The organism is Streptomyces sp. NPDC046557, from assembly GCF_040645975.1.
Taxonomy (GTDB): domain Bacteria; phylum Actinomycetota; class Actinomycetes; order Streptomycetales; family Streptomycetaceae; genus Streptomyces.
In genome coordinates this window covers 326,821-349,927 of the sequence record NZ_JBEYZH010000004.1, presented here as the reverse complement: position 1 = coordinate 349,927, position 23,107 = coordinate 326,821, and the positions used below count along the sequence as shown (strand labels likewise).

Below are 23,107 nucleotides of genomic sequence, written 5' to 3'. Positions count from 1 at the left end.
ACTTTCCCGGCCCGCCCGTCGGCCCGCCGCTTGAGATTAACCCAGACGTTCGAGCAGTACATGCTTGAAGTTGCGTGAAACAGCCCGATACCGTGCAAGAAAACGCATCCGTCGCACCGCTGCTCCAGGGAGCCCGTATGACTCACGTCGCGCACGAGTTGGCCACGCAACCCGCCTGCTGGGAGCGGGCCGCCGAACTGGCCCCGGCGCGGCGGGCGGTGCTGCCCCGGCCGGGGGAGCGGACCGCGATCGTCGGATGCGGGACGTCGTACTACATGGCGCAGGCGGCCGCCGCCTTGCGCGAGGAGGCCGGACAGGGCGAGACCGACGCCTTCCCCGCCTCGGAGTTCCCCCGCCACCGGCGCTACGACCGGGTCGTGGCGTTGACCCGGTCCGGGACCACCACCGAGGTGCTCGACCTGCTGGGCGGCCTGCGGGACGCCGGCGTGGCGACCACCGCCGTCATCGGCGACCCGGACACCCCCGTGATGACCCTCGCGGACGAACTCGTCGTACTGGACTTCGCCGACGAGCGGTCCGTCGTACAGACCCGGTTCGCCACCACGGCCCTGACCCTGCTGCGCGCGCACGTCGGCGCGCACGGGCCCGCCGCCGTCGCGGACGCCCGCATCGCGCTCGCCGAACCGCTGCCCGAAGGGCTGGAAACCCGCCGACAGTTCACCTTCCTCGGACGCGGCTGGAGCGTCGGCCTCGCGAACGAGGCCGCGCTCAAGATGCGCGAGGCGTCGCTCTCCTGGGCCGAGTCCTACCCGGCGATGGAATACCGGCACGGACCGATCAGCGTCACCGGGCCCGGAACCGTCACCTGGTCCCTGGGCGAGACCCCCGAGGGGCTCGCGGAGCAAGTCCGGGCGACCGGCGCCACGTGGGTGGCCGGGCGGCTCGACCCGCTCGCCGAATTGGTCCGGGTCCACCGGCTGGCCCTGGCCGTCGCCGCCCACCGCGAACTCGACCCGGACGCGCCGCGACACTTGACCCGCTCCGTGATCCTGACGGCGGGCGAGGAGGCGGTCCGATGAGCCTCGTGCCGGCGGGCGCGCTCGTGGCGGAGGCGGCCGCCGCCGGCCGCGCCGTCGCCGCCTTCAACATCATCACGCTGGAGCACGCCGAGGCGGTCATCGAAGGCGCGGAGCGGGTCGGCCTGCCGGTCATCCTGCAACTCAGCGAGAACGCGGTGAAGTTCAGGTCCGGCCGGCTGCTGCCCATCGCGCGGGCGGCCTCCGCGTCAGCCGAGGCCGCGGGGGTGTCCGTCGGACTGCACCTCGACCACGTCAAGAGCTCCGAGTTGCTGAGGCAGGCCGTCGACGCGGGCTTCGGGTCGGTGATGTACGACGCCGCGCACCTGCCGTACGCCGAGAACCTGGAGGCCACCCGCTCCGCCGCCGACTGGGCGCACGCCAACGGCCTGTGGATCGAGGCGGAGCTCGGCGAGGTCGGCGGCAAGGACGGCGCCGCCCCGTTGGATCCGCACGCGCCGGGCGCGCGTACCGATCCGGACGAGGCGAGGCGGTTCGTGGCCGACTCGGGGGTGGACGCGTTGGCCGTCGCCATCGGCAGCAGTCATGCCATGACCAGCCGGACGGCGTCGCTGGACCACGGGCTCCTGGCCCGCCTGGCGAAGGCGGTGGAGGTGCCGCTCGTCCTCCACGGCTCCTCGGGGCTCCCGGACGCCGAACTCGCGGCGGCCGTCGCGGGGGGCATCCGCAAGGTCAACATCGGCACCGCGTTGAACGTGGCCATGACCGGGGCGATCCGCGCCCACCTCACCCAGGCCGACCCCCGCCCCTACCTCACGGCCGCCCGCACCGCCATGGCGGCCACGGCCGCGGCCATGATCGCCGCCCTCGACTGAACCGAGCCACCCGGGCCCGGCCGCCGCTGCGACCGGCCGCCGCTGCGACCGGTCGCGCCGCACCGGTCGCCGACCGCCGCGGTCAGGGCGGGGGCGGCCGTACCCGCCTCGAACAGCAGCGCCCCGTCCTGCGGCCGCCGCCTCAGCCTGAGCCGGACCGGCGTCTGCCGGTAGTAGTCCTTCACCCGTGGCATTCGACGACGACGTCGCCGACCGCGGCGAGGGCCGCGTTTCGCGTGTCCATGCCGAGAGCCTGGTTCGTCGTCGCCCTTCCGGATTCTTGTAACAGGTTCTACTCTGCCCCCGCCGACGAACCGACCGCCGAAGAACGGACCGCGAGAGACCCGGAGGGGCCGTGCACCTCGAATACACGCCTGAGCAGGAGCGGTTGCGCGGCGAACTGCGCGCCTACTTCGCCGAGCTGGTCCCGCAGGACGTCTACGCCCGCTACCAGGACCCCGCCGCGCAGAAGCGCTTCTACCGCGAGACCATCCGCCGGCTCGGGGCCGACGGCTGGCTCGGGGTCGGCTGGCCCGAGGAGTACGGCGGCCGCGGGATGTCGCCCATGGACCAGTTCATCTTCTTCGACGAGGCCGCGCAGGCCGTCGTACCGCTCCCGCTGATGGCGCTGAACACTGTCGGCCCGACCCTCATGCAGTTCGGCACGGACGAGCAGAAGGCGTACTTCCTGCCCCGAATCCTCTCCGGCGAGATCGACTTCGCCATCGGTTACAGCGAGCCCGACGCCGGCACCGACCTCGCCGCGCTCAAGTGCAAGGCGGTGCGGGAGGGCGACGAGGAGACCGGCACCTACCTGGTCAACGGCCAGAAGATCTGGACCACCAACGGCGACACCGCCGACTGGGTCTGGCTCGCGGTCCGCACCGACCCCCACGCCCCCGCGCACAAGGGGATCAGCATGCTCCTCGTGCCGACCTCCGACCCCGGCTACTCGTGCACCCTGATCAACACGCTCGCCTCGCACGACACCACCGCGAGCTACTACGAGAACATCCGGGTCCCCGCCGGCCGACGCGTCGGCCGGGAGAACCACGGCTGGCGCCTGATCACCAACCAGCTCAACCACGAGCGCGTCACCCTCGCCGCCCACGGCACGATGGCCATCCGGGCCCTGCACGACGTCCAACGCTGGGCGGCGGAGACCGAACTCGCCGACGGCCGACGGGTCATCGACCTCTCCTGGGTACGCGGCCGACTCGCCCGCACCCATGCCCGCCTCGACGCGATGAAGCTCCTCAACTGGCAGATGGTGAACGCCGTCCAATCCGGCACCCTCACGCCCCAGGACGCCTCCGCCGTCAAGGTCTACGGCTCGGAGGCGCGCCGCGACGCCTACGCCTGGCTGATGGAGGTGGTCGGCGCGGCCGGCTCCCTCAAGGACGGCTCCGCGGGCGCGGTCCTGCACGGCGAACTCGAACGCGGCTACCGCAGCGCCGTGATCTTCACCTTCGGCGGCGGCAACAACGAGATCCAGCGCGAGATCATCTCCTGGATCGGCCTCGGCATGCCCCGTGTCCGCCGTTGAAGAACCGGTACCCACCGGTCCCGGCACACGGGAGGGTGTGCCGGGACCGGTGGCGGGGCGGTCAGCCGAGGCGGAGGAGGGGGGTGTTCGGAGCGAGGGTGGCGCGGAGGGCCGGGATGCGGGTCCAGGGGAGGCCGAGGGCGCGGGCCGCGTAACGGAGGGTGACGTGGTCGGCTCCGTCGGCGGCTTCGCGCAAGGTCTTCATCGCCTCGTCCCGGTGGGGGAAGCCGGCCCTGCCGGTGGGCGGGGCGTGCGGCGAGCTCCGTTCGGGCTCCAGCCCGTGGATGCCGGTGAGCCGGTGGGACAGGTCGGCTGCCGCGCCCAGGGTTGCCGGGCGCTCGTCGAGCAGGGCCTGTGCGACCGGGTTGTGGCCGATGGCCTCCGCGAGCGGCAGGTGGTACAGCCGTGCGGAGGCCTCCGTGAGGGCGATGGCGTCGTTGACGGTGCGGACGGTGCCACGGGCACCGTGGATGGCGGCGGCCCACAGCGCGGATGCCTCGGAGGGGTGCCAGGCCAGTGCGGGGGCGGCTGCCGAGGCGGCGTCCCGGCCGGGGGTGAGGGGGTTGCACCCCGCGAGGCGTTCGAGGAGGTGCTGCTCGCCGATCTCCCCGTCGAGGCCGGGGCCCGCGACGTAGACGGTGGTGGGGATGCCGGTGAGGTGGCAGGCGGCGAGGGTAAGGGCGTCGCCGAACGGGCTGCGCAGGGTGGGCTCGTCGCCGTGCGTGAGGATGTCGCCGCCGATGTCGACGATCCGGATCCGGCCGCCCGCGGCTTCGGCGATGGAGGCGACCTGTCGTGACAGGCGGGAGAGCCCGCGGGCGGGGTCGAGCAGCAACAGTCGGGCGGGCAGGTCCCGGGCCAGTTCGGGCAGGGTGGATCCGGCCGGGAGGCGGGGCCGCGTGGCGGAGGTGAACGCCGCGGCGCCGCCGGCACCGCGGGCGAGCCCGGTGAAGTCCCCTTCCCCCAGCGGTGTCGAGGTCGGGTCGACTTCGGGCCGCTCCCACGCGTAGGTGGCGATCAGCGGCGGCGCCGGGTCCACGGTGATCGTGCGGGCGGCGATGAGCGCACCTATGGGGTCGCCTCCGCCGCCCGCGGCGACGTACAGGTCGGTCATGCGGCTCCGTCGCGCAGGTCGATGCCGGTGATGCGTACGGGAGTCGCCCCCATGTTGCGTCGGGCGCGCTTGTTCGCCGCGTGGAGGTTCTCGTAGTACTCGCGGTCGAGGCGCTTGACGGGCTCGGAGTAGAACATCCAGGAGAGGACGTCGCGGTATTTGAAGCCCTTGGGGGTGAGTTGGACGCGGCGGCCGATGCGGTGGAGGAGCCCGTTGGACTCGGCCGCGTCGAGGACGGCCTCGAACTCGGCGGCGTGCTTCTGGTATCCGAAGCGGTCGAGTTCCGTGAGGTCGAGGTCGAAAGTGTCGAGGACGAGGCGCTTGCGGACGAGCTCCTCACCGGTCAGTTCGATGCCGGTGACGGGGACGATCTCGTGGTTCTTGGCCTTCTTGATGTAGTCGGCGACCTCGGCGGTCGAGGGCTTCACGCTGCCCGTCATGTAGTCGAGCACGCTGGTGTAGGAGCGGGCGCCGACGCCGAGACCCAGCAGGGGAACGCCGTGGAAGGTGAGGACCTTCTGGGCGTAGCCGCCGCGGCCGGGCTTCTTGTAGCGGACGGAGCCTTCCTGGACGTAGCCGTGTTCCAGGAAGACGCGGCGGGCGTAGTCGTAGCGGTCGTACAGCTCGGGCTGCCACATGTACTGGTAGGCGCCGGTCTTGGAGAACCAGGCGTCCGGCCGCACGGTCAGGAAGTAGGTGCTGATGGTGGTGGGTTGGAGCTTGGCCAGTTCGTTGACGCTGTGGCGCCAGGTTTCGGAGGTCTGCCCGGCGAATCCCATGATCAGGTCGGTGGACAGGTCCGGCAGGCCGAGTTCGTGGGCGGTGTGGATGGCGCGGCGGATGACGCCCTCGTCCTCGCCGCCGCGGCCGGCTTCGCGGATCTCGCGGGGGACGAGGGACTGGATGCCGACGTTGGCGCGGGTGAGACCCATCCCGATGAGGGCCTGGAACTCGTCGGGGGCGTCGGCGATGGAGGACGGGGTGGCCTCCACCGCGACCTCCTCGACGGTGGAGCGCCAGTTGGGATAGATGTCGCCGATGGTGGTGAAGATCTGCTCGAAGTGGCGGGGCTTGAGCAGGGCGGGGGTGCCGCCGCCTATGTAGACGGTGCGCAGGCGCCGGGCTTGGATGATCTCCGCATGATCGCGGATTTGCGTACACAAGGCGTCGGTGTAGGCGTCGAAGACGTCCTCGTCGGTGCTGATGACGGTGTAGAGGTTGCAGAACCCGCATTTGCGGTCGCAGAAGGGGACGTGCAGGTACAGGTTGAGCTCGGGGACCTGGTGGTTGGCGCGGTCCGTGGCCCACACATCGGGGATGCTCCACTTGCCCTCCGGCAGAGGGCGGTAGGTGGAGCGGGGCGGGTAGGAGTACTGGTAGGGCGGGATGACGCCCTGCTCGATGTGGTCGGCGAGCTGCTGGTGCGGGCTGGTCACGGTGCTCGGTCCCCGTTCGGTTGCGGGTGAGAAGTACCTGGCGTGACGATCCGATCACGGGACGCTTGTGCGTCTCCATGGGGTGGGCGCACCAAATGTGGCGGGGTTACTGGTCAGTTGACTGGTGCTTGCTCCAAAAGCGCATGCGGTAGGGCGAGTTGTTTTCGTCTGTCAGGCCCATAGCGGCTACCCTCGCCCCCCGGCTTTGCTGGGCGAATGACAATCGGTGCGGGCCCGCACGGGCCGGGAGTGCTGGTCATCGAGCCGATGGGGAACGCGGGACGTTTCCTCGTCGAGGCCGCTGACCGGCTGGGGTTGCGCCTGTACGCGGCCACTCACAAGGACATCCACGACGGCTACCCGGACTGGCTGCGCTCCGCGCTCGCGGGGGTCTGCGCGACGGACCTCGCGGATGCCCCGAGGGCCCTGGGGGACATGGAAGCCTTCTGCCGGCGGCACGCCATCGCGGGGATCGCCGCCTGCTTCGAGCTCTTCACCCCGCTCGCCGCGCTGCTCGCCCGACGAGTGGGCCTGCCGGGCAACGACCCGCTGCTCGCGCGGGCGGCCAGGAACAAGATCCTGATGGGAGAGGTGTTCGCCGCGGCCGGGATTCCCGCCCCCCGCGGGCGGGTCGTGAACGAGGTGGCCGAGGCGCGGCACGTCGCGCGGTCCGGCGACTTGGGGTGGCCGCTGGTGGTGAAGCCCGCGGAGCAGGGCGGCTCGTGGGGCGTAACGGTGGTGGACGGCCCGGACCGGCTCGCCGCCGCGGTCCGCGCGGCCCGGCAGTACACGCACGCCCGGCCGCACGGGCTCGAACTCGACGCGCGGGCCCTGGTGCAGGAGTACATCCCCGGGGAGGAGTACTCGTGCGAGACGGTGGTCGCGGACGGGGTGGCCTACCCCCTGCCGGTCGTCAGGAAGGACACCACCGACGGCCGCTACCGCATCGAGACAGGACACACCTGCCCCTCCGGTCTGCCGGTGGCGCTCGCCAGGGCGGTGCAGCACATCGCGGCGCGGGCGGCCCTCGCCGTCGGTGTGCGCAACGGCATCGCGCACACCGAGGTGAAGATCCCCCCGGGCACGCGGACGCCGTACGTGATCGAGACCGGCGCCCGGCTGCCGGGGGACAACCTGTGCGAAATCGTCGAGGCCGCGACGGGCGTGAACGAGGCCGTGGCCTACTTACAGGCCGTGCTCGGCCGGGTCCCCGAAACCGTCCCGTCCCTGACGGAAGCGGCGACGATCCGGTTCCTGCTGCCCGAGCACGGCGGGGTGCTGCGACAGGTGTTCATCCCGGAGGAACCCGGCACGCACAGTGAGTGGCATCTTCGGCCGGGGGACACGGTGCCGGAGCCGGCGGACTCCGCCTGCCGGATCGGGCACGTGGTGGCCCGTGCGCACACGGTGCGGGAAGCACGTGAGCTGGCGGACCGGGTGATTGCCCGGTCCCGAGTGGAAGTGGGCTGAAACAGGTGCGGAAGATGGCGTTCCTGCGGTCGGTCGGGATCCGGCGCGCAGACCCCTACATCCAGCAGGCCATACGCGGGCTCGCGGCCGACGGGATCGAGGCCGGACTGTTCCACACCGGCGGCGCCGCCGATGACGAGGACTTCCCCGGCCATCGGCAGCGGCTCGACCGGGGTGTGACGCCGCGGGAGCTCGCCGACGCGGTCGTCGCGTGGGGGGCGGACGCGGCGGTGTCGATCTCACTGCCGTGCGAGAACGCCCTGCGGGACGCGGCGGCCAAGACGTTCCTCGACGCCGCGGGCGTCCCGACGCTCATGACGCCGCTCGCGGCGACGATGCTGCTGGTGGACAAGTGGGAGACCAAGCAGCTCTGTCGGCAGGCGGGGTTGGAGGTGCCCGACGGGTTCCGTGTCGACTCCGACCTGTCGGCGGGGCGGGGCCTGCCGGTGCCCGGTTACCCGGACGCACTGCGCGTGCGGGCCGGGCAGATCGGCTACCCGCTGCTGTCGAAGCCCGTATGGGACTCGACCAGTATGGGCATCCGCCCGCTGCGCTCACCCGCCGACCTGGACGCCTACCTCGCCTCCCCGCCGGAGGTCTCGGCGGTGGTGGAGCAGGTCGTCGAAGGCGACCTGTGCAGCGTGGACATCGTGGGACGGCCCGGCTGCTACCGCGTCCTGCCGTTGTGCTGGACCGGACGCGCCGGCGCGGAGCCGGTGTTCACCTTCGCCGACCTGCGCTGGTGCGGGCCCCGAACGGACGCCGACGCCGCGTTCGTCGACGTGGCCGGCGCCCTGGTCGCCCTGTGCGGGAAGCTGGGGGTCAGCGGGTCGGTCAACGTCGACATGGTCCACACCGGCGGTCGGTTCGTGATCCTGGAGATCAACCCGCGCATCGGCGGCGCCACCACCCTGTCCTGCGCCGCGTCGGACACCAACACCTTCACCTCCCTCGCCCGCATGGCCCGCGGCCTTCCCGTCGCCGGCGGCATCGCGCCGCGGGTCGGGTGGGCGATCGAGTTCCTCGCCGGGGGTCGCATCCCGCCGGCGGTGGTGGCCGGCCTCCGGGAACACGTCACGGTGGCCACCGCGCACGAGCTGGTCATCGACGGCGTCTCCCACGGCGACATCGTCGTGATCACCCTCGGGGAAGGCGCGGAGGCCAACACCGTGAAGGCCTTGACGGAACTGCACGAGAGGACCGGCTTCCCCTCGGCCGGTGTCATGCGCAAGATCAGTTCGCTGCTGACCGCGTGAGCGCGGCCACGGACACGCGCCGCCGCCCCGGTGCCGCGAACCGCCTCGGGGTGCCCGCGCTGCGGGGGCACGGCCTGTTCATCACCGGCAACCTGATCGACTCCGTCGGCAACGGCATGCTCCTGCCGTTGGGGCTGCTCTACTTCACCGACGTACGGGGCCTGGCGCCGGCGCAGGTGGGCTTGGCGATGACGGTGGGGCAGGCCGTCGCGCTGCCCGTCACCTTCCTCGCCGGACGCCTCATGGACCGTGTGGGCCCCCGACCTGTCGTGGTGTGGGCGAACGTCCTGTCCGCCGCCGGATTCACCCTGTTCCTGTTCGCGGGCGCGCTGTGGCACGTCGCCGCCGTGTACGTGCTGGTGCAGGCCGGGATCAACATGTACTTCACCGCCCAGCGCATCCTGATCACCCACGTCACCGCACCCGCCGAACGCCGGTCCTGGTTCGCGTTCACCGGTTCCCTGCGCAACATCGGCCTCGCCGCGGGGGCCGCCGCCGCGGCGGGGGCCCTGACGGTGTTCGGCAAGGGCGCGCTGTGGTGGATGATCGCGGTCGACGCCGCCACCTACCTGTTGGCCGCCGCCTGCTTCGCCGCCCTCACCACGGTCCCACCGTTGCCGCAGGAGGCGCCGCCGAGCGCGCTGGTGAGCCGGTTGGACAACGCGCGCCGCTACCTGCTGCTCGTGGCCGTGAACATCCCCTACGTCCTCGCCCAGGCCATCCTCGCCGTGCTCGTCGCCCTTTACACCAGCCACGGGCTGGGGCTTCCCGCTTCGGCGGCGAGCGCGCTGTTCGTCATCAACACCGTCATCGTCTCAGGGTGCTCGACGGTCGTCACCGCGTACGTCGCGCCCAAGGCGGCCCGCCGCGCCGTGACGGCCGGATACCTGGTCATGGCCGGGGCGATGGGGGCGTTCGCCCTGCCCGCGGTGCCCTCCCTCGCCTTCACCGCCTGGACGGCCCTCGTGGTGGCGATCGCACTGTTCAGCGTGGCGGAGATCCTCCTCGGTCCGGCGCTCGGCGAACTGTCCGTGAGCCTCACCCCCGAGGCCGCCGGGGGCTTCACCCAGGGCCTCTACCAGTTGTCCTGGGCCATCGGCATGGTCGCCGCACCGGCCCTGTTCACCCGGTTGCTGGAGGCCGGGCCGCTCCTGCCGTGGGGCGTCGAAGCGGCCGCCTGCCTGATCGCCATGTGCGCCGCGCCCGCCCTGAAAACCCCCAACCGCCACCGCCGGAGGAAACCCCGTTGATCACGAGCGTCGTCGAATCCATTCACGCCGTCCCCGCCGCCGAGTGGGAACAGCTCGCCCGACCGGCCGGCCTCTACCTCTCCCACCAGTGGCTCGTCGGCGAGGAAGAGGACCCCACCGCCACCCGCGCGTACGTACTCGTGCGGGACCGCGAAGGCAGCCTGCTCGCCGCCGCGCCCCTCTCGCTGGTGCGGGACGAACCGAACGACGCCTACCGGCCCGGCACCGTGCTGCCCCCACCCCCGCGGCCCACCCATTCGCCGCCGCGCGTGATCGCCGGGGCCCGGCGGGGCTACCACAACACCCCGCTCACCGCCCCCGGCCTCGACGCCGCACGGCGGGACGCCTGCCTCGTCCTCCTACGGGACGCGGCACGCGAGTTCGCCACCGGGCACCACACCGCGCACTGGTGGCCCTACCTCACCGCACCGGCCGCGACCCGGCTCGCCCCCCTCTACCCCGAACGCCCCCTCCACCTGGAGGACGACGCCCTCATCCCCCTCCCCGGCGCGGGGATCGACGACTACATCGCCTCCCTGCCCTCGCAGCGCCGGGTCGGCATACGCCGCGAACGCCGCGCCTTCGCCGCCGCCGGGCTCGACGTGCGCCACCGACTGCTCGGGGACTGCTTCGAGGACGCCGGAGTGCTGCTGGCCGGACATCAGCAGGGTCACGGGCACGACCGGGACGGGATCGACGCGATGACCGGGCTGTTGAAGAGGCAGGCGGCGGCGATGGGCAGCGAGGCGCGGGTGGTGACCGCCCACGACGGGCAGCGGATGATCGGGTTCTGCCTGTACTACCACTACGGGACCACGACGTGGATCCGCGCGGTCGCCGTCGACCGGCACCATCGCGCACCCCACCTGTACTTCAACCTCATGTACTACCTGCCCATCGAGGACGCCTACGCCCATGGCACGACGTGCCTGCACGCGGGCATGACGACCGTCGAGGCGAAGCGGCGGCGGGGCGCCGTGGTGTCCGGTCTGTACGCGCTGGTCGACCGCCCCGGTCAGCAACCGCCGGAGACGGTGACGGGGGAGCCGATGGCGAGGGCGGCCGGGGCGGCGCAGCAGCCACCACCTCCGGTCTCCTCGGCGGCTTCCGGCTGATCGAAGAGGCCCGCGCCGCCGCAGACCCCGGTCTCGGGGAGGGTGAGTTCGACGCGTTCGGCGGCTTCGTGGTCGCCGGCGAGGTGGGCGGCGATGGAGTGCACCTGCTCGTAGCCGGTCATGGCGAGGAAGGTGGGGGCGCGGCCGTAGGACTTCATGCCGACGAGGTAGACGTCTTTCTCGGGGTGGGACAGCTCGCCCGCGCCGTGGGGGTAGACGGTGCCGCAGGAGTGCTGGTTGGGGTCGATCAGCGGGGCGAGGGCGACGGGGGCCTGGAGGCGTTCGTCCAGGCCGAGGCGCAGCTCGTCCAGGAAGGTGAGGTCGGGGCGGAAGCCGGTGAGGACGATGACCTCGTCCACGGGGTCGAGGCGGCGGCCGTCCTCGCCGACGACGATCAGCCGGCCGTGGGTGTCGCGCTCGATGGTCTCGGTGCGGAAGCCGGTGACCGCGTCGGCGTACCCGCCGTCGACGGCGGCCTTCGCCGCGAGGCCGAGGGCGCCGCGGGCGGGGAGTTGGTCGGCTTCGCCGCCGCCGAAGGTGGAGCCGGAGATGCCGCGGCGCAGGATCCACAGGGCGTGCGTACCCTGCTGGTGCTGCGCGAGGTCGGCGAGGTAGGCGAGTGCGGTGAAGGCGGAGGCGCCGGAGCCGATGACGGCGGTGCGCTTGCCGGCGTACCGGGCGCGGACGGCCGGGTTTTTGAGGTCCGGGACGCGATAGGCGATGTGGTCGGCGGCGATCTTCTCGCCGAGGGCGGCGAGCCCGCTGCCGCCGGCCGGGCCGGGGGTGGACCAGGTGCCGGAGGCGTCGATGACGGCGCGGGCGAAGACGCGGGCCTCGGCGCCGTCGGCGGCGGTGTAGTGGATGACGAAGGGCTGGGTGTCGCGGTCGGCGTCGACGATGCGGTCGCGGCCGGTCCGGGAGACGCCGGTGACGGTCGCGTCGTAGCGGACCCGTTCGCCCAGGACGCCGGCCAGGGGCTGGAGGTAGAGCTCGGCCCAATCTCCGCCGGAGGGGTAGGTGTTCGGGTCGGGCTTGGCCCAGCCGGTGGGTGCGAGGAGCTTCTCGGCGGCCGGGTCGACGACCTCGCCCCAGGTCGAGAAGAGGCGTACGTGCGACCACTCGCGGACGGCGGCGCCCGCCGCCGGACCGGCTTCCAGGACCAGCGGTTCGATGCCCCGGTCGACCAGGTGGGCGGCGGCCGCGAGGCCGACGGGACCGGCCCCGATGACGATGACGGGGAGGTCGGTGGTGGCAGGCACGTTCACGACGGGCTCCTCTTGTTTCGACATGTGTCGATGGCTTGCAGGATCAGCATGGCAGCTGCTTCGATGAGCGTCAACATAGACAATCATCGAAATAGGAAACCCGGCTCGCCGCCCTGCGTCCCTGCTTCGACGTATGTCAACATAGATGTATGTCAAATTCGAAGGTTCTGCCGCTCTTGGAGGCCGATCAGGCGGTCGCGCCGTGCTGCCCGCCGCTGACCGAGCGCCCCATGTCCGCGGACGAGGCGGAGGTCGCGGCGAAGATGTTCAAGGCCCTGGGCGACCCCGTCCGCCTGCGTCTGTTCTCCTCCGTCGCCTCCCATGAGGGCGGCGAGGCCTGCGTGTGCGACATCTCCGACGTCGGCGTCTCCCAGCCGACCGTCTCCCACCACCTGAAGAAGCTGAAGGAAGCCGGTCTGCTGACCTCCGAGCGGCGCGGGACCTGGGTGTACTACCGGGTCGAGCCCTCCGTACTCGCGGCCATGGGCGCACTGCTGACGGGCGCGCCCCGGACGGCCTGACCCGCCTGCGCACCTCCTTCGCCAACCCGGCGGTGACGATCGGCCGCGCGGAAGAGGTGAACCAGTAGGGCGGCGCCGATGTACGAGGCGACCGCGACGGGCGCGAAGCGCAGCCGGTCGGGGGCGCGCCGCGGCACCTCGGCGGCGGGGAACGACTCCACTACGGGGGCAGCGGGGCAAGCACCCACGGGTACTGAGGGGCTTACGGGCAGGACCGCCTGACGTTCGCTTCGGCGGTCAGGCGCGCGGTGGACGCGAGGTCGGCGAACCGACCGGCGAGCGCCTCGATGACATCGGGGCGCAGCCGGTAGTAGGTGAACCGTCCACACGGCTCCGTCTCCACGACACCGGCCTCCCGCAGCACCCTCAGGTGGTTGGAGAGGTTCGTCTGGCGCGCGCCGGTCTCCTCGACCAGATGCGTGGTGCAGAGCGTTTCCCCGGCCAGCAGGGTCACGATCCGGAGCCTGAGCGGGTCGGCCAGCACCCGGAGCAGGTCAGTGTCGACTGACGTCATCATTGACTGATATTTTCACACCGGCCAGGGCCGACAACAGTCCGGGCCCGATGAAGGAAGAATCGATGCCCTCCACCCCGCTCGCGTCCGTGCTGTTCGTCTGCGTCCACAACGCGGGCCGTTCCCAGATGGCGGCCGGCTTCCTGCGTCACCTCGCAGGGGACCGGGTCGAGGTCCGCTCCGCCGGCTCCCTGCCCGGCGAGCGGATCAACCCGTCCGCCGTCGCCGCGATGGCCGAGCTGGGCATCGACATCTCCGACCAGAAGCCGAAGGTCCTCACCCCCGAGGCCGCGCAGGCGTCCGACTACATCATCACCATGGGCTGCGGCGACGCCTGCCCGCACTTCCCCGGCAAGACGTACCTCGACTGGCGGCTGGAGGACCCGGCCGGGCAGGGCGTGGAGGCCGTCCGCCCCATCCGCGACGAGATCAAGGGCCTCATCGAGGGCCTGATCGCCGAGATCGACGCCCCGAGGCAAGGCTGAGCGCGGCCGTCCCCCCGCCTGCGTGGCGATCACCGCGGGGGGACGGGAGAATGGATCTGCCGGGAGGGCGCGCCCCCGGCCGACCCACGGACTCCCGTCTCCCCGCTGCCTCCCACGGCGGTGTAGGGAGGGACACAGGTGATCGCCCATGTGCAGATGGCTCGCGTACTCGGGAACGCCGCTGTTGCTCGACTCCCTGCTGTACAAGCCCGCACACTCGCTGATCGACCAGAGTCTGCACGCGCGCATGGGTGTGGAGACGACGAACGGTGACGGGTTCGGCGTCGGCTGGTACACGGGCGAGGACGCCACTCCGGCCGTGCTCCGGGACACCGGTCCCGCCTGGAACAACCGCACCCTGCGGGAGATCGCGGATCACGTCCGCTCGCCGCTGTTCTTCGCCCACATCCGCGCGTCGACCGGTACCGCGGTTCAGCAGTCCAACTGCCACCCGTTCCGGCACGGTCGCTGGATGTGGATGCACAACGGCGCCATCGCGGACTTCCACTTGCTGCGCCGGGACCTCTGCCTCCTCGTGGACCCGGCCCTGTTCTCCGACATCGAGGGAACCACCGATTCCGAGGTGATGTTCTACCTCGCGATCACCCTCGGCCTGGACCGGGACCCAGCCGGCGCCGTGGCCCGGATGGTGGGGGTCGTGGAACACAGCGGCCGGGAGCACGGTGTGGAGTTCCCGATGCAGATGACGGTCGCCGTGACTGACGGGGAGCGCGTATGGGCCTTCCGGTACTCCAGCCGGGGAGCCTCACGATCGCTGTACTACAGCAGCCGGGTGGACGCGCTGCGCAAACTGCATCCCGACGCTGCCTTCCTGCAGTCCGTGTCCGAGGAGACCCGCCTCATCGTCTCCGAACCCCTCTCCGATCTGCCCGGCGCCTGGAACGAGGTCCCGGAGGGCAGTTACGGGGTCGTCCAGCCCGGGGCCGACGAGCTGTACCGCTTCACCCCCGAGCCGGCTTAGCGATGCCGCGCCCGTACCCGCCGATCGCCGAGCACGGCCTGATCGGCGACCTGCAGACCTGCGCCCTCGTCTCCTCCGAGGGGGTGTTGGACTGGTTCTGCTCCCCCCGCTTCGACTCTCCCAGCGTCTTCGCCGGGCTCCTCGATCATGACCGCGGCGGGTACTTCTCCCTCACCGCGCGGGGGGCGCCGGCGCGGACGGGGACACCGCACGGCGTCGCGCCCGGCACGCCGGACCCCGGAGCGGCCGTCGTCACCCGCCAGCTCTACCTCGCCGACACCGCCGTCCTGATCACCCGCTTCCTCACCCCCCAAGGGGTCGGTGAAGTCGTCGACTTCATGCCCGTCCGCGAGGAGCGGGCACCCACCGATCGCCACCAAGTGGTGCGCGTCATGAGGGTGGTACGGGGATCCATGTGCTTCGCCCTGGAATGCCGACCCCGCTTCGACTACGGCCGCGCCCCCCACACCCTGACCCTGCACGACCACGCCGCGCGCTTCGACGGACCCGGCGTCACCGCCCACCTGCAAACCGCCGGCCGGGTACCGCTCGAAGCCGACGGAGACGACGTACGCGCGACGGTCGCGCTGACGGCGGGTCAACGCGCCGCCGTCGTCCTGACGGTGTGTGACGCCGGCGTGCCGGCCCCGCCACCGCCCGACGCCGAGGACATGGCACGGGAGTTCACCGACCTGAGCCGCTTCTGGCACCGCTGGATCGGGCGTTGCCGCTACCGCGGCCGCTGGCAGCAGATCGTCAACCGCTCCGCCATCACCCTCAAGCTCCTGACCTACGGGCCGACGGGCGCCCCGATCGCCGCCGCGACCATGGGCCTGCCCGAGCAGGAGGGCGGCGAGCGCAATTGGGACTACCGCTACACCTGGGTGCGGGACGCGTCCCTCGCCGTACGGGTCATGCGCGACCTGGGGTTCACCGCCGAGGCCAACGCCTTCCGCGGCTGGCTCGCCGACCGGTTCCAGGACGGCGGGGCACCCAACGGCGAGCCGCTCCAGATCATGTACCGCGTCGACGGCGACCCGCACCTGCCCGAGGAGGTCCTCGGCCATCTGTCGGGGTGGCGCGGCTCCGCCCCCGTGCGCGCCGGCAACGGCGCCGCCGACCAACTGCAACTCGACATCTACGGTGAGGCGGTCTACGCCCTCGCCCAGGCGGGCCAGACCCCCGACGTGGTGGGATACGACGACTGGCGGCGCTCCGCCGCCCTGCTGGACTGGCTCTGCGACCACTGGGACCGCCCCGACGACGGCATCTGGGAAACCCGCGGCGGCAGCAAGGACTTCACCTACAGCCGGCTCATGTGCTGGGTCGCCCTCGACCGGGGCATCCGCCAAGCCGTGGCCACCGCCCGCCCGGCGGACCTGACGCGCTGGACCGCCGTCCGCGACGTCCTGCTGGACCAGATCATGACGCGAGGGTGGAGCCGCGAGCGCCGGGCGTTCGTCCAGCGGTACGACAGCTCGGTCCTGGACGCCTCGCTGCTGATGATGCCGCTGGTCGGATTCATCCCGCCGAAGGACCCGCGCTGGCTGTCCACCCTGGACGCCATGGATCGCGAACTCGTGTCCGACAGCCTCGTCTACCGCTACGACCCCGAGGCGTCCCCGGACGGTCTCAGGGGCTCCGAGGGCACGTTCTCACTGTGTTCCTTCCTCTACGTGTACGCCCTCGCCAGAGCCGGACGGGTCGAGCAGGCCCGCTACGCCTTCGACAAGATGCTCACCTACGCCAATCACGTCGGCCTGTTCGCCGAGGAGATCGGGCCCACCGGCGAGCAACTGGGCAACTTCCCGCAGGCGTTCACCCACCTCGCGCTGGTCACCGCGGCCCTCGCGCTCGACGCCGAACTCGACGAGGAACCATGACGGAACCGACGGAACCGACGGAGCCCAGGGTCCCCACTGACCCCGCGGGCACCACTGACCCTGACGCCGGCGAACCGACGCCACCCGCCCGGCCGGTGGGGCCGGTGGGTCCGGGCGGACCGGGGAAGGGCGGTGAGCCGCAGGAGGCGGAGCTCCTGCGCACCATCCTGCGCGCACCCGGCTACCTCAAGGCCCTCGTCTTCTCCGCCTTCGTCGGCATTCCGGTGTCCCTGGTCGCGTTCTGGTTCCTCGCCGGGCTGCACGCGCTGGAACACGCCGTATGGGTGTCCCTCCCGAACGCCATGGGCCGGGACGCGCCCCCGTGGTGGTGGCCCCTGCCCCTGCTGCTCATCGCCGGGGTCGCCGTCGGTCTGGTCGTCCGGCACCTACCGGGGGCCGGTGGGCACATCCCGGCGGCGGGATTGGCCACCGGCGGCACCAAGCCGGTAGCACTGCCGGGCGTGCTGATCGCGGCGGCGGCCGGCCTGCCGCTCGGCGCGGTCCTGGGACCGGAAGCACCCCTGATCGCACTCGGCGGCGGTCTGGCGCTGCTCCTGCGCGACCTGACGAGGGCCCCGACGAGCCCGTTGACCACCGCGGTGCTCGGCGCGGCCGGAGCGGGGGCGGCCATCGCGGCGATCTTCGGCAACCCGCTGGTCGCCGCCGTCCTGCTGATCGAGGTGGCGGGAGTGGGCGGACCCAGGCTGTTCGCCGTGATGCTCCCCGCCCTGCTCTCCAGCGGCATCGGCTCCCTGGTCTTCACCGGCTTCGGGCGGTGGACCGGTCTGGGCACCGGCAAACTCGGTCTCAAAGTCTCCGGCCCGGTCCGACTGGATGCTCCGGACGTGCTCTGGGGGATGGCCATCGCCCTCGGCTGCGCCCTCCTCATGCGGCCGGTGCAGCTCGTGGCGCGCCGGGTCGCGGTGTTCGTCGCCGGTGGCGGCTGGCCGCGTACCGTCCTGTGCGCGATCGGCGCAGCCGCCTGCGCCGCCCTCTACGCCCTGATCACCGGCCGCTCCTCGGCGGAGGCCGCCCTGTCCGGTCAGGCCACGCTGGCGCAGTTGGCCGCCGATCCGCAAGCTTGGGGAATCGGCGCGCTGATCGCGATCCTGCTGTTCAAGGGCGTCGCCTACGCCCTGTGCCTGGGCAGTCTGCGCGGTGGTCCGATCTTCCCGGCGCTCTTCCTGGGTGCCGCGGCCGGCGTACTGCTGGCGCCCCTGCCCGGCCTGGGCGTCGTACCGGCGATGACGGCGGGCATGGCCGCCACCACCGTCGCGGTCCTGCGACTGCCCGTCAGCAGCGTGGTGCTCGTGGTCCTATTGATGGGTAGTCCCGCGATGATGCCGATCGCGATCCTCGCCGCCGTGATCGCCTTCGTCACCACCGAACTGCTGCCCGCGCTCCCCGTCCTGCCGCCGGCCGAGCCCGAGCCGGCGCCCGCGGGCCGGCCCGCGGGCGCCGGCGCCGGAGCGGGCCGGGCGCCTTGACGGTGATCGCCCCGCCTGCGAAAGGACCGCCCGGAGTCGTTCATCCCCGAGCGTGCGGGGCTTCCAGGGCGAGCCGGGCGGTCAGGGCGGCGAGGTCGGGCAGGAACCAGACGTGCGGACCGCGGTTCGCTTCGCGCACGAGGTCCCGCAGGGCGGTACCGGAGCGCAGGTGGGGGGAGAGGTCCCCCACGATCACCAGCCGAAGGCGGTAGGTGACGAATTTCTGCATGATCGCCCCGGCCAGGCCGGTGCTCAGGTCGAAGAAACGGTCGTCGAACCTGGCCGTCGGGACGGCGACGGCGACCACGTCCGGGTTCTGGAAGGCACTGCCGATCAAATGGTCGAGGGCGTCCTGCTCGGTGGCGATCCGCGCCCCTTCGGCGTCGCACACCAGGACGGGCACGCCGTGCTGTTCCACCACCACGTCAGCCACGGTCGGCCTCCCGCGCGGTGTCGTCCGCCAGGATGCCGTTGCCGGGGCCCAGCACGCCGTCGATGAGCAGCAGCAGGTCGGCGCTCGCGCCGGGGTTGCCGAGGATCACGATCTTCATTCGGGCCCGCTCCTTGTCGTAGAGGGTCTGGATGCGCAGGGGTTCGGGGGTGCCGCGGGCGGACTGACCCGCGGCGGTGACCAGGGTGCCCAACCGGCTCGCCGCGTCCGGGCCGATCGCGTCGATCTGGACGATGCTCGACACCTCCACGTGCCCGCGCGGGGCCCCGACCCCGGGTGCCGGCCCGTCGGACGCCCCGGCGGTGAACGCCTCGAAGTCCTCGCGGGCGATCCGGTACTGCTTGCCGATGCGCACGGCCTTGAGCCGGCCTTCGCGCACGTACGCACGGACGGTCCGTACGTGCAACCCGAGGCGCTCCGCCACCTCACCGACCGAGTACAGCTCTCGTTCAGCACTCTCCATGGGTATGCATCGTACCCTAAAGTGCCTTCCATCGTCGCCATAGGGAAGAATAGGGAGTGTGACGTGCGGCGATCGCACGCCAGGCCCAGCCCGGACGGGCCCACGGCCACCCGTCACCCGCGCCTCACCGGACGCCTGCCGCGCACCATCCCCGCAGGTCGCGCCGACGGTCGCCGCCAGGTCACATCTTGAGAGCGATGCGCCGCACGGGCCCCGGGAGTCGCCCCTCGACGTACACAGGGCGAACGCCAGCGGCCATACTGGACCGTCCGGGGAGGGCGTATCACACGACACGGGGGCGGCTGCAAGACATGGCGGAGTCCAGACTGATCCAGGGCCGGTACCGGTCGCTCGATCTGATCGGGCGCGGCGGCATGGGCGAGGTATGGCGCGCCCGGGACGAGTCGCTGGGCCGCCAGGTCGCCGTGAAGTGCCTCAAGCCCCTCGGCCCCGAGCAGGACAACCACTTCACCCAGGTGCTGCGCGAACGCTTCCGTCGCGAGGCGCGCGTGGCCGCCGCGCTCCAACACCGCGGCGTCACCGTGGTACACGACTTCGGCGACGACAGCGCGGCCGGTGGACCGCTCTACCTCGTCATGGAACTCCTGGAGGGCCGCAACCTCAGCCAGCTCCTGGAGGACAACGAGTCGCGTCCGCTCCCGGTGGACGTCGTCGTCGACGTCGCAGAGCAGATGGCCGCGGCGCTCGGCTACACCCACGACCAGGGCGTCGTGCACCGCGACCTCAAGCCCGCCAACATCATGCGGCTCACCGACGGCACCGTGAAGATCTGTGACTTCGGCATCGCCCGCCTCGCCCACGACATCGGGTTCACCGCCAAACTCACCGGCGGCGGCATGGCCATGGGCACCCCCCACTACATGTCGCCCGAACAGATCGCGGGCGGCGAGGTCGACCACCGCAGCGACCTCTACTCCCTCGGCTGCGTCCTGTACGAAATCGCCACCGGCGCCCCGCCCTTCGACCTCGGTGACTCCTGGTCCGTCCTGGTCGGCCACCGCGACACCGCGCCCGTACCGCCCCGCGAGCACCGTCCCGAACTGCCGGACTACTTCGACCGGCTGGTCCTCGAACTGCTCGCCAAACGGCCCGAGGACCGCCCCGGTGACGCCCGCCACCTGCACCGACGGCTCGTGGAGCACCGGCTCGGCTCCGGCGGCCCGCCCGGCGCACAGGCCCCGCTGCCCGAGTGGGCCCGGGGGATGACCGCCGGGCGCAAGGCCGGGATCGACGCCCGCCCCGCCAGCGGGGAATGGGCCGTGCTCACCGGTTCCTGGACCACCGCCCGGCCCGGCGTGACCCGGCCGATCGAGCGGCCCGACGCCGCCGCCGACCCTCGGCTCACCCTCGCCGTGGGAATCGCCGTGCCCCGCGGCGCGACCACGGCCGCCCCGGAGCACCCCGACGCGCTCGACGCCGCCCACGCCCGCGCGCACGCCCTCAGCCGCGCCGGTCGGCCCGAGGCGGCGCTGGCCGGTTACGCAGCCGTGGCCCGGGGGCGGGCCGGGTTGTTGGGGCCCGACCACGCGGACACCCTCGCGGCCCGTCAGGAGGAGGCGTACGAGCTGGGTCGTCTCGGGCGTCACCGCGAGGCGTGCGAGATCTACGGCGAGGTGGTCGCCGCCCGGACCCGTGCCCTGGGCCCGCGCCACCCCGACACCCTGCGCTGCCGGCACAACCTCGCCTGCGCGTTGGGCTCCCTCGGCCGGTACGAGGACGCCCACCGCACCGCCGCCGAGGTCGCGGCGGACCGCGCGGCCGTGCTCGGCGCCGAACACGCCGACACGCTGCTGACCCGGTACGAGGTCGCGTACACGCTCGGCCGCCTCGGCCGCTGGGACGAGGCGCTGGCCGGCTTCCGGCAGGTCGCCGCCGTTCGCGAACGCGTCCTGGGCCGCGACCACCCCGACGCCCTCGCCGCCCGCTACGAGACCGGCATCGCGCTCGGCCGCACCGGGCGCGCCGCCGAGGCCCTCGAAGTGTTCCGCGTCCTGGTCCGCGACCGTACCCGTGCCTACGGGGCCGCCGACCCGGAGACCCTGCGCGCCCGGCACGTCCTCGGCGTGAACCTGGGCCGGTTGGACCGTTGGGAGGAGGCGGTGGCCGAGGCCCGTCAGGTCGAGCGGGCGCGCGCCGAGGTGCTGGGCGCCGAGCACCCGGACACGCTGGTCAGCCGCCGTGAACTGGCCGTGGGACTGGGCCGGCTGGGCCGCTGGCACGAAGCGCTGCCCCTGTACCGGGAACTCTCCGGCATCCGCGAACGGTCACTCGGCGAGGGGCATCCCGACACGGTGCTGGCCCACGCCGACGAGGCGTACTGTCTGGAGCGGCTCGGCCAGGTGTGCTACCAAGAGCCATGACGACGACCTCGGCGCCCTTCCGGCAGGCGGCCTACGACGCGGTGATCGTGGGCGGCGGACACAACGGCCTGGTGGCCGCCGCCTACCTGGCCCGGGCGGGCAAGTCCGTACTGGTCCTCGAACGGCTCGGTCACACCGGCGGCGCCGCCGTCTCCACCCGCCCCTTCGCGGGCATGGACGCCAGGCTCTCGCGCTACTCCTACCTCGTCTCCCTGCTCCCCGCGAAGATCGTGCGCGATCTGGGGCTGGACTTCGCGGTACGCCGGCGCACGGTCTCCTCGTACACCCCCGTCGAACGCGGAGGCCGTCCGGGCGGACTGCTCGTCGGCGGCTCCGAGGCCCGCACGCGGGAGTCCTTCGCCCGGCTGACCGGCTCCGACCGCGAGTACGAGAGCTGGCGCGCCTTCTACGCGACGACCGGCCGGCTCGCCCGCAACGTGTTCCCGACCCTCACCGAGCCGCTGCCGACGCGCGCGCAACTGCGGGCCCGCATCGACGACGAGGCCGCCTGGCGGATGCTGTTCGAGGAACCGCTCGGCCGGGCCGTGGAACGGCACTTCGCCGACGACCTGGTGCGGGGCGTGGTCCTGACGGACGGCCTGATCGGCACCTTCGCCGACGCCCACGACCCGTCCCTCGCACAGAACCGCTGCTTCCTCTACCACGTCATCGGCGGCGGAACGGGCGACTGGAACGTCCCCGTCGGCGGCATGGGCGCGCTGACCGACGCCCTCGCGCGGGCCGCTCGGGCGGCGGGAGCGGAGATCCTCACCGGGCACGAGGCACTGAGGATCGACACGGACGGAACGGGCGCGCCCGCGGAGGTGACGTTCCGGACGGCGACCGGGGAGGGAGCCGTCGCGGGACGCACGGTACTGGTGAACGCCTCGCCGCGGGCGCTCGCGGAACTGCTGGGCGAAGCCCCGGCCGCTCCGGCGGAGGGCGCCCAGCTCAAGGTGAACATGCTGCTGCGGCGACTGCCCCGGCTGCGGGACACCTCGGTGGACCCGCGCGAGGCGTTCGGCGGCACCTTCCACATCGCCGAGGGCTACGAGCAGCTCGCGCGGGCCCACGCCGAGGCCGCGACCGGTGAGCTGCCCTCCGTGCCGCCCTCGGAGATCTACTGCCACTCGCTGACGGACCCCTCGATCGTCGGGCCCGAACTCGCCGCTCGCGGCTATCAGACCCTGACCCTGTTCGGTCTGCACACCCCGGCCCGGCTTTTCGAGAGGGGACACGGAGGCAATACGGCGGCGCGGGAGGTGCTGTTGGCCGGTATCCTCGCCCAGCTCGACGCGCATCTGGCCGAGCCCCTCACCGAATGCCTCGCCCTCGACGCGGACGGCAGGCCCTGCATCGAGGCCAAGACCCCGCTCGACCTGGACCGCGAGCTGCGCCTGCCCGGAGGGCACATCTTCCACCGCGACCTGTCGTGGCCCTACGCGGACGGCCAGGACACGGGTGCGGGTCGTTGGGGGGTGGAGACGGCCCACCCGAACGTGTTGCTGTGCGGGGCGGGTGCGGTGCGCGGCGGCGGTGTGAGCGGGGTTCCCGGTCACAACGCCGCCATGGCGGTCCTCGGACGCTGAACCCTTACGGGAGCCCGGCCCTTACG

Annotated in this window: 20 protein-coding genes; 14 read left to right on the top strand and 6 right to left on the bottom strand. The window is 72.3% G+C overall.

All coding sequences use genetic code 11. The features are described 5' to 3' along the window. Positions 1 to 137: 137 nt before the first annotated feature. The 3 genes from ABZ934_RS12785 (at position 138) to ABZ934_RS12775 (ending at position 3,419) form a co-directional block, all read left to right on the top strand. Positions 138 to 1,040 (top strand): sugar isomerase, encoded by a 903-nt coding sequence (locus tag ABZ934_RS12785; RefSeq protein ID WP_361312065.1) that lies wholly within the window; start codon positions 138 to 140, stop codon positions 1,038 to 1,040. Further along, the gene (locus ABZ934_RS12780) at positions 1,037 to 1,873 is read left to right on the top strand and encodes a class II fructose-bisphosphate aldolase (protein WP_361312063.1); all 837 of its coding nucleotides are present in this window, start codon (positions 1,037 to 1,039) and stop codon (positions 1,871 to 1,873) included. The genes ABZ934_RS12785 and ABZ934_RS12780 overlap by 4 nt, the downstream gene beginning before the upstream one ends. A gap of 355 nt (positions 1,874 to 2,228) precedes the next feature. Continuing rightward, complete coding sequence (locus tag ABZ934_RS12775) at positions 2,229 to 3,419, top strand: acyl-CoA dehydrogenase family protein (RefSeq protein ID WP_361312062.1); 1,191 nt, start codon at positions 2,229 to 2,231, stop codon at positions 3,417 to 3,419. 61 nt (positions 3,420 to 3,480) lie between these two features. Here ABZ934_RS12775 and ABZ934_RS12770 read toward each other — a convergent pair whose 3' ends face one another. Beyond that, complete coding sequence (locus ABZ934_RS12770; RefSeq protein ID WP_361312061.1) at positions 3,481 to 4,533, bottom strand: DUF1152 domain-containing protein; 1,053 nt, start codon at positions 4,531 to 4,533, stop codon at positions 3,481 to 3,483. Next, positions 4,530 to 5,969, bottom strand: a complete 1,440-nt coding sequence (locus ABZ934_RS12765) for a radical SAM protein (RefSeq protein ID WP_361312060.1) — start codon at positions 5,967 to 5,969, stop codon at positions 4,530 to 4,532. The genes ABZ934_RS12770 and ABZ934_RS12765 overlap by 4 nt, the downstream gene beginning before the upstream one ends. A 216-nt stretch (positions 5,970 to 6,185) precedes the next feature. On the opposite strand from ABZ934_RS12765, the gene ABZ934_RS12760 reads away from it, so the two are divergent. From ABZ934_RS12760 to ABZ934_RS12745, 4 genes are read left to right on the top strand one after another with little or no spacing between them, the layout of a single operon-like run. Next, on the top strand, positions 6,186 to 7,439 hold the full coding sequence (locus tag ABZ934_RS12760) for an ATP-grasp domain-containing protein (protein ID WP_361312059.1): 1,254 nt from the start codon (positions 6,186 to 6,188) through the stop codon (positions 7,437 to 7,439). 14 nt (positions 7,440 to 7,453) lie between these two features. Next, positions 7,454 to 8,695, top strand: coding sequence for an ATP-grasp domain-containing protein (locus ABZ934_RS12755; protein WP_361312058.1), 1,242 nt, complete (start codon positions 7,454 to 7,456; stop codon positions 8,693 to 8,695). Next, positions 8,692 to 9,945 (top strand): MFS transporter, encoded by a 1,254-nt coding sequence (locus tag ABZ934_RS12750; protein WP_361312056.1) that lies wholly within the window; start codon positions 8,692 to 8,694, stop codon positions 9,943 to 9,945. The genes ABZ934_RS12755 and ABZ934_RS12750 overlap by 4 nt, the downstream gene beginning before the upstream one ends. Then, the gene (locus ABZ934_RS12745) at positions 9,942 to 11,060 is read left to right on the top strand and encodes a GNAT family N-acetyltransferase (RefSeq protein WP_361312054.1); all 1,119 of its coding nucleotides are present in this window, start codon (positions 9,942 to 9,944) and stop codon (positions 11,058 to 11,060) included. The genes ABZ934_RS12750 and ABZ934_RS12745 overlap by 4 nt, the downstream gene beginning before the upstream one ends. On the opposite strand, the gene ABZ934_RS12740 is transcribed toward ABZ934_RS12745, so the two are convergent. Beyond that, on the bottom strand, positions 10,961 to 12,325 hold the full coding sequence (locus tag ABZ934_RS12740; RefSeq protein ID WP_361312052.1) for an NAD(P)-binding domain-containing protein: 1,365 nt from the start codon (positions 12,323 to 12,325) through the stop codon (positions 10,961 to 10,963). The genes ABZ934_RS12745 and ABZ934_RS12740 overlap by 100 nt on opposite strands. Positions 12,326 to 12,474: 149 nt before the next feature. On the opposite strand from ABZ934_RS12740, the gene ABZ934_RS12735 reads away from it, so the two are divergent. Continuing rightward, entirely contained in the window at positions 12,475 to 12,846 is a 372-nt protein-coding gene (locus ABZ934_RS12735) for a metalloregulator ArsR/SmtB family transcription factor (RefSeq protein WP_361312051.1), read from the top strand. Positions 12,847 to 13,048: 202 nt separating this feature from the next. On the opposite strand, the gene ABZ934_RS12730 is transcribed toward ABZ934_RS12735, so the two are convergent. Continuing rightward, positions 13,049 to 13,363: a metalloregulator ArsR/SmtB family transcription factor gene (locus ABZ934_RS12730; protein WP_361312050.1), complete on the bottom strand. Its 315-nt coding sequence runs from the start codon at positions 13,361 to 13,363 to the stop codon at positions 13,049 to 13,051. Between the two features lie 62 nt (positions 13,364 to 13,425). Between ABZ934_RS12730 and ABZ934_RS12725 the strand changes: the two genes are divergently transcribed. The 4 genes from ABZ934_RS12725 (at position 13,426) to ABZ934_RS12710 (ending at position 18,197) form a co-directional block, all read left to right on the top strand. Further along, the gene (locus ABZ934_RS12725; RefSeq protein WP_361312049.1) at positions 13,426 to 13,845 is read left to right on the top strand and encodes an arsenate reductase ArsC; all 420 of its coding nucleotides are present in this window, start codon (positions 13,426 to 13,428) and stop codon (positions 13,843 to 13,845) included. Positions 13,846 to 13,993: 148 nt separating this feature from the next. Further along, complete coding sequence (locus ABZ934_RS12720) at positions 13,994 to 14,827, top strand: class II glutamine amidotransferase (protein WP_361312047.1); 834 nt, start codon at positions 13,994 to 13,996, stop codon at positions 14,825 to 14,827. Positions 14,828 to 14,829: 2 nt separating this feature from the next. Then, the gene (locus tag ABZ934_RS12715) at positions 14,830 to 16,710 is read left to right on the top strand and encodes a glycoside hydrolase family 15 protein (protein ID WP_361312046.1); all 1,881 of its coding nucleotides are present in this window, start codon (positions 14,830 to 14,832) and stop codon (positions 16,708 to 16,710) included. After that, positions 16,707 to 18,197: a chloride channel protein gene (locus tag ABZ934_RS12710; protein ID WP_361312044.1), complete on the top strand. Its 1,491-nt coding sequence runs from the start codon at positions 16,707 to 16,709 to the stop codon at positions 18,195 to 18,197. The genes ABZ934_RS12715 and ABZ934_RS12710 overlap by 4 nt, the downstream gene beginning before the upstream one ends. A gap of 40 nt (positions 18,198 to 18,237) precedes the next feature. Here ABZ934_RS12710 and ABZ934_RS12705 read toward each other — a convergent pair whose 3' ends face one another. Further along, on the bottom strand, positions 18,238 to 18,630 hold the full coding sequence (locus ABZ934_RS12705) for a DUF4180 domain-containing protein (RefSeq protein WP_361312043.1): 393 nt from the start codon (positions 18,628 to 18,630) through the stop codon (positions 18,238 to 18,240). Then, positions 18,623 to 19,111, bottom strand: a complete 489-nt coding sequence (locus ABZ934_RS12700) for a helix-turn-helix domain-containing protein (protein ID WP_361312042.1) — start codon at positions 19,109 to 19,111, stop codon at positions 18,623 to 18,625. The genes ABZ934_RS12705 and ABZ934_RS12700 overlap by 8 nt, the downstream gene beginning before the upstream one ends. Before the next feature lie 311 nt (positions 19,112 to 19,422). On the opposite strand from ABZ934_RS12700, the gene ABZ934_RS12695 reads away from it, so the two are divergent. Together ABZ934_RS12695 and ABZ934_RS12690 are read left to right on the top strand one after the other, a co-directional pair. Then, the gene (locus tag ABZ934_RS12695) at positions 19,423 to 21,492 is read left to right on the top strand and encodes a serine/threonine-protein kinase (RefSeq protein WP_361312040.1); all 2,070 of its coding nucleotides are present in this window, start codon (positions 19,423 to 19,425) and stop codon (positions 21,490 to 21,492) included. Then, positions 21,489 to 23,081, top strand: a complete 1,593-nt coding sequence (locus tag ABZ934_RS12690; RefSeq protein WP_361312039.1) for an NAD(P)/FAD-dependent oxidoreductase — start codon at positions 21,489 to 21,491, stop codon at positions 23,079 to 23,081. Before ABZ934_RS12695 ends, ABZ934_RS12690 begins: the two co-directional genes overlap by 4 nt. The last annotated feature ends 26 nt before the right edge of the window (positions 23,082 to 23,107 follow it).

What these genes read in the sequence shown, in the direction of transcription:
- ABZ934_RS12785 (WP_361312065.1), top strand. Translation starts at nt 138, where the DNA reads ATGACTCACGTCGCGCACGAGTTGGCCACGCAACCCGCCTGCTGGGAG.
- ABZ934_RS12780 (WP_361312063.1), top strand. Translation starts at nt 1,037, where the DNA reads ATGAGCCTCGTGCCGGCGGGCGCGCTCGTGGCGGAGGCGGCCGCCGCC.
- ABZ934_RS12770 (WP_361312061.1), bottom strand. Translation starts at nt 4,533, where the DNA reads ATGACCGACCTGTACGTCGCCGCGGGCGGCGGAGGCGACCCCATAGGT.
- ABZ934_RS12760 (WP_361312059.1), top strand. Translation starts at nt 6,186, where the DNA reads ATGACAATCGGTGCGGGCCCGCACGGGCCGGGAGTGCTGGTCATCGAG.
- ABZ934_RS12755 (WP_361312058.1), top strand. Translation starts at nt 7,454, where the DNA reads ATGGCGTTCCTGCGGTCGGTCGGGATCCGGCGCGCAGACCCCTACATC.
- ABZ934_RS12735 (WP_361312051.1), top strand. Translation starts at nt 12,475, where the DNA reads ATGTCAAATTCGAAGGTTCTGCCGCTCTTGGAGGCCGATCAGGCGGTC.
- ABZ934_RS12730 (WP_361312050.1), bottom strand. Translation starts at nt 13,363, where the DNA reads ATGATGACGTCAGTCGACACTGACCTGCTCCGGGTGCTGGCCGACCCG.
- ABZ934_RS12725 (WP_361312049.1), top strand. Translation starts at nt 13,426, where the DNA reads ATGCCCTCCACCCCGCTCGCGTCCGTGCTGTTCGTCTGCGTCCACAAC.
- ABZ934_RS12720 (WP_361312047.1), top strand. Translation starts at nt 13,994, where the DNA reads ATGTGCAGATGGCTCGCGTACTCGGGAACGCCGCTGTTGCTCGACTCC.
- ABZ934_RS12715 (WP_361312046.1), top strand. Translation starts at nt 14,830, where the DNA reads ATGCCGCGCCCGTACCCGCCGATCGCCGAGCACGGCCTGATCGGCGAC.
- ABZ934_RS12710 (WP_361312044.1), top strand. Translation starts at nt 16,707, where the DNA reads ATGACGGAACCGACGGAACCGACGGAGCCCAGGGTCCCCACTGACCCC.
- ABZ934_RS12700 (WP_361312042.1), bottom strand. Translation starts at nt 19,111, where the DNA reads ATGGAGAGTGCTGAACGAGAGCTGTACTCGGTCGGTGAGGTGGCGGAG.
- ABZ934_RS12695 (WP_361312040.1), top strand. Translation starts at nt 19,423, where the DNA reads ATGGCGGAGTCCAGACTGATCCAGGGCCGGTACCGGTCGCTCGATCTG.
- ABZ934_RS12690 (WP_361312039.1), top strand. Translation starts at nt 21,489, where the DNA reads ATGACGACGACCTCGGCGCCCTTCCGGCAGGCGGCCTACGACGCGGTG.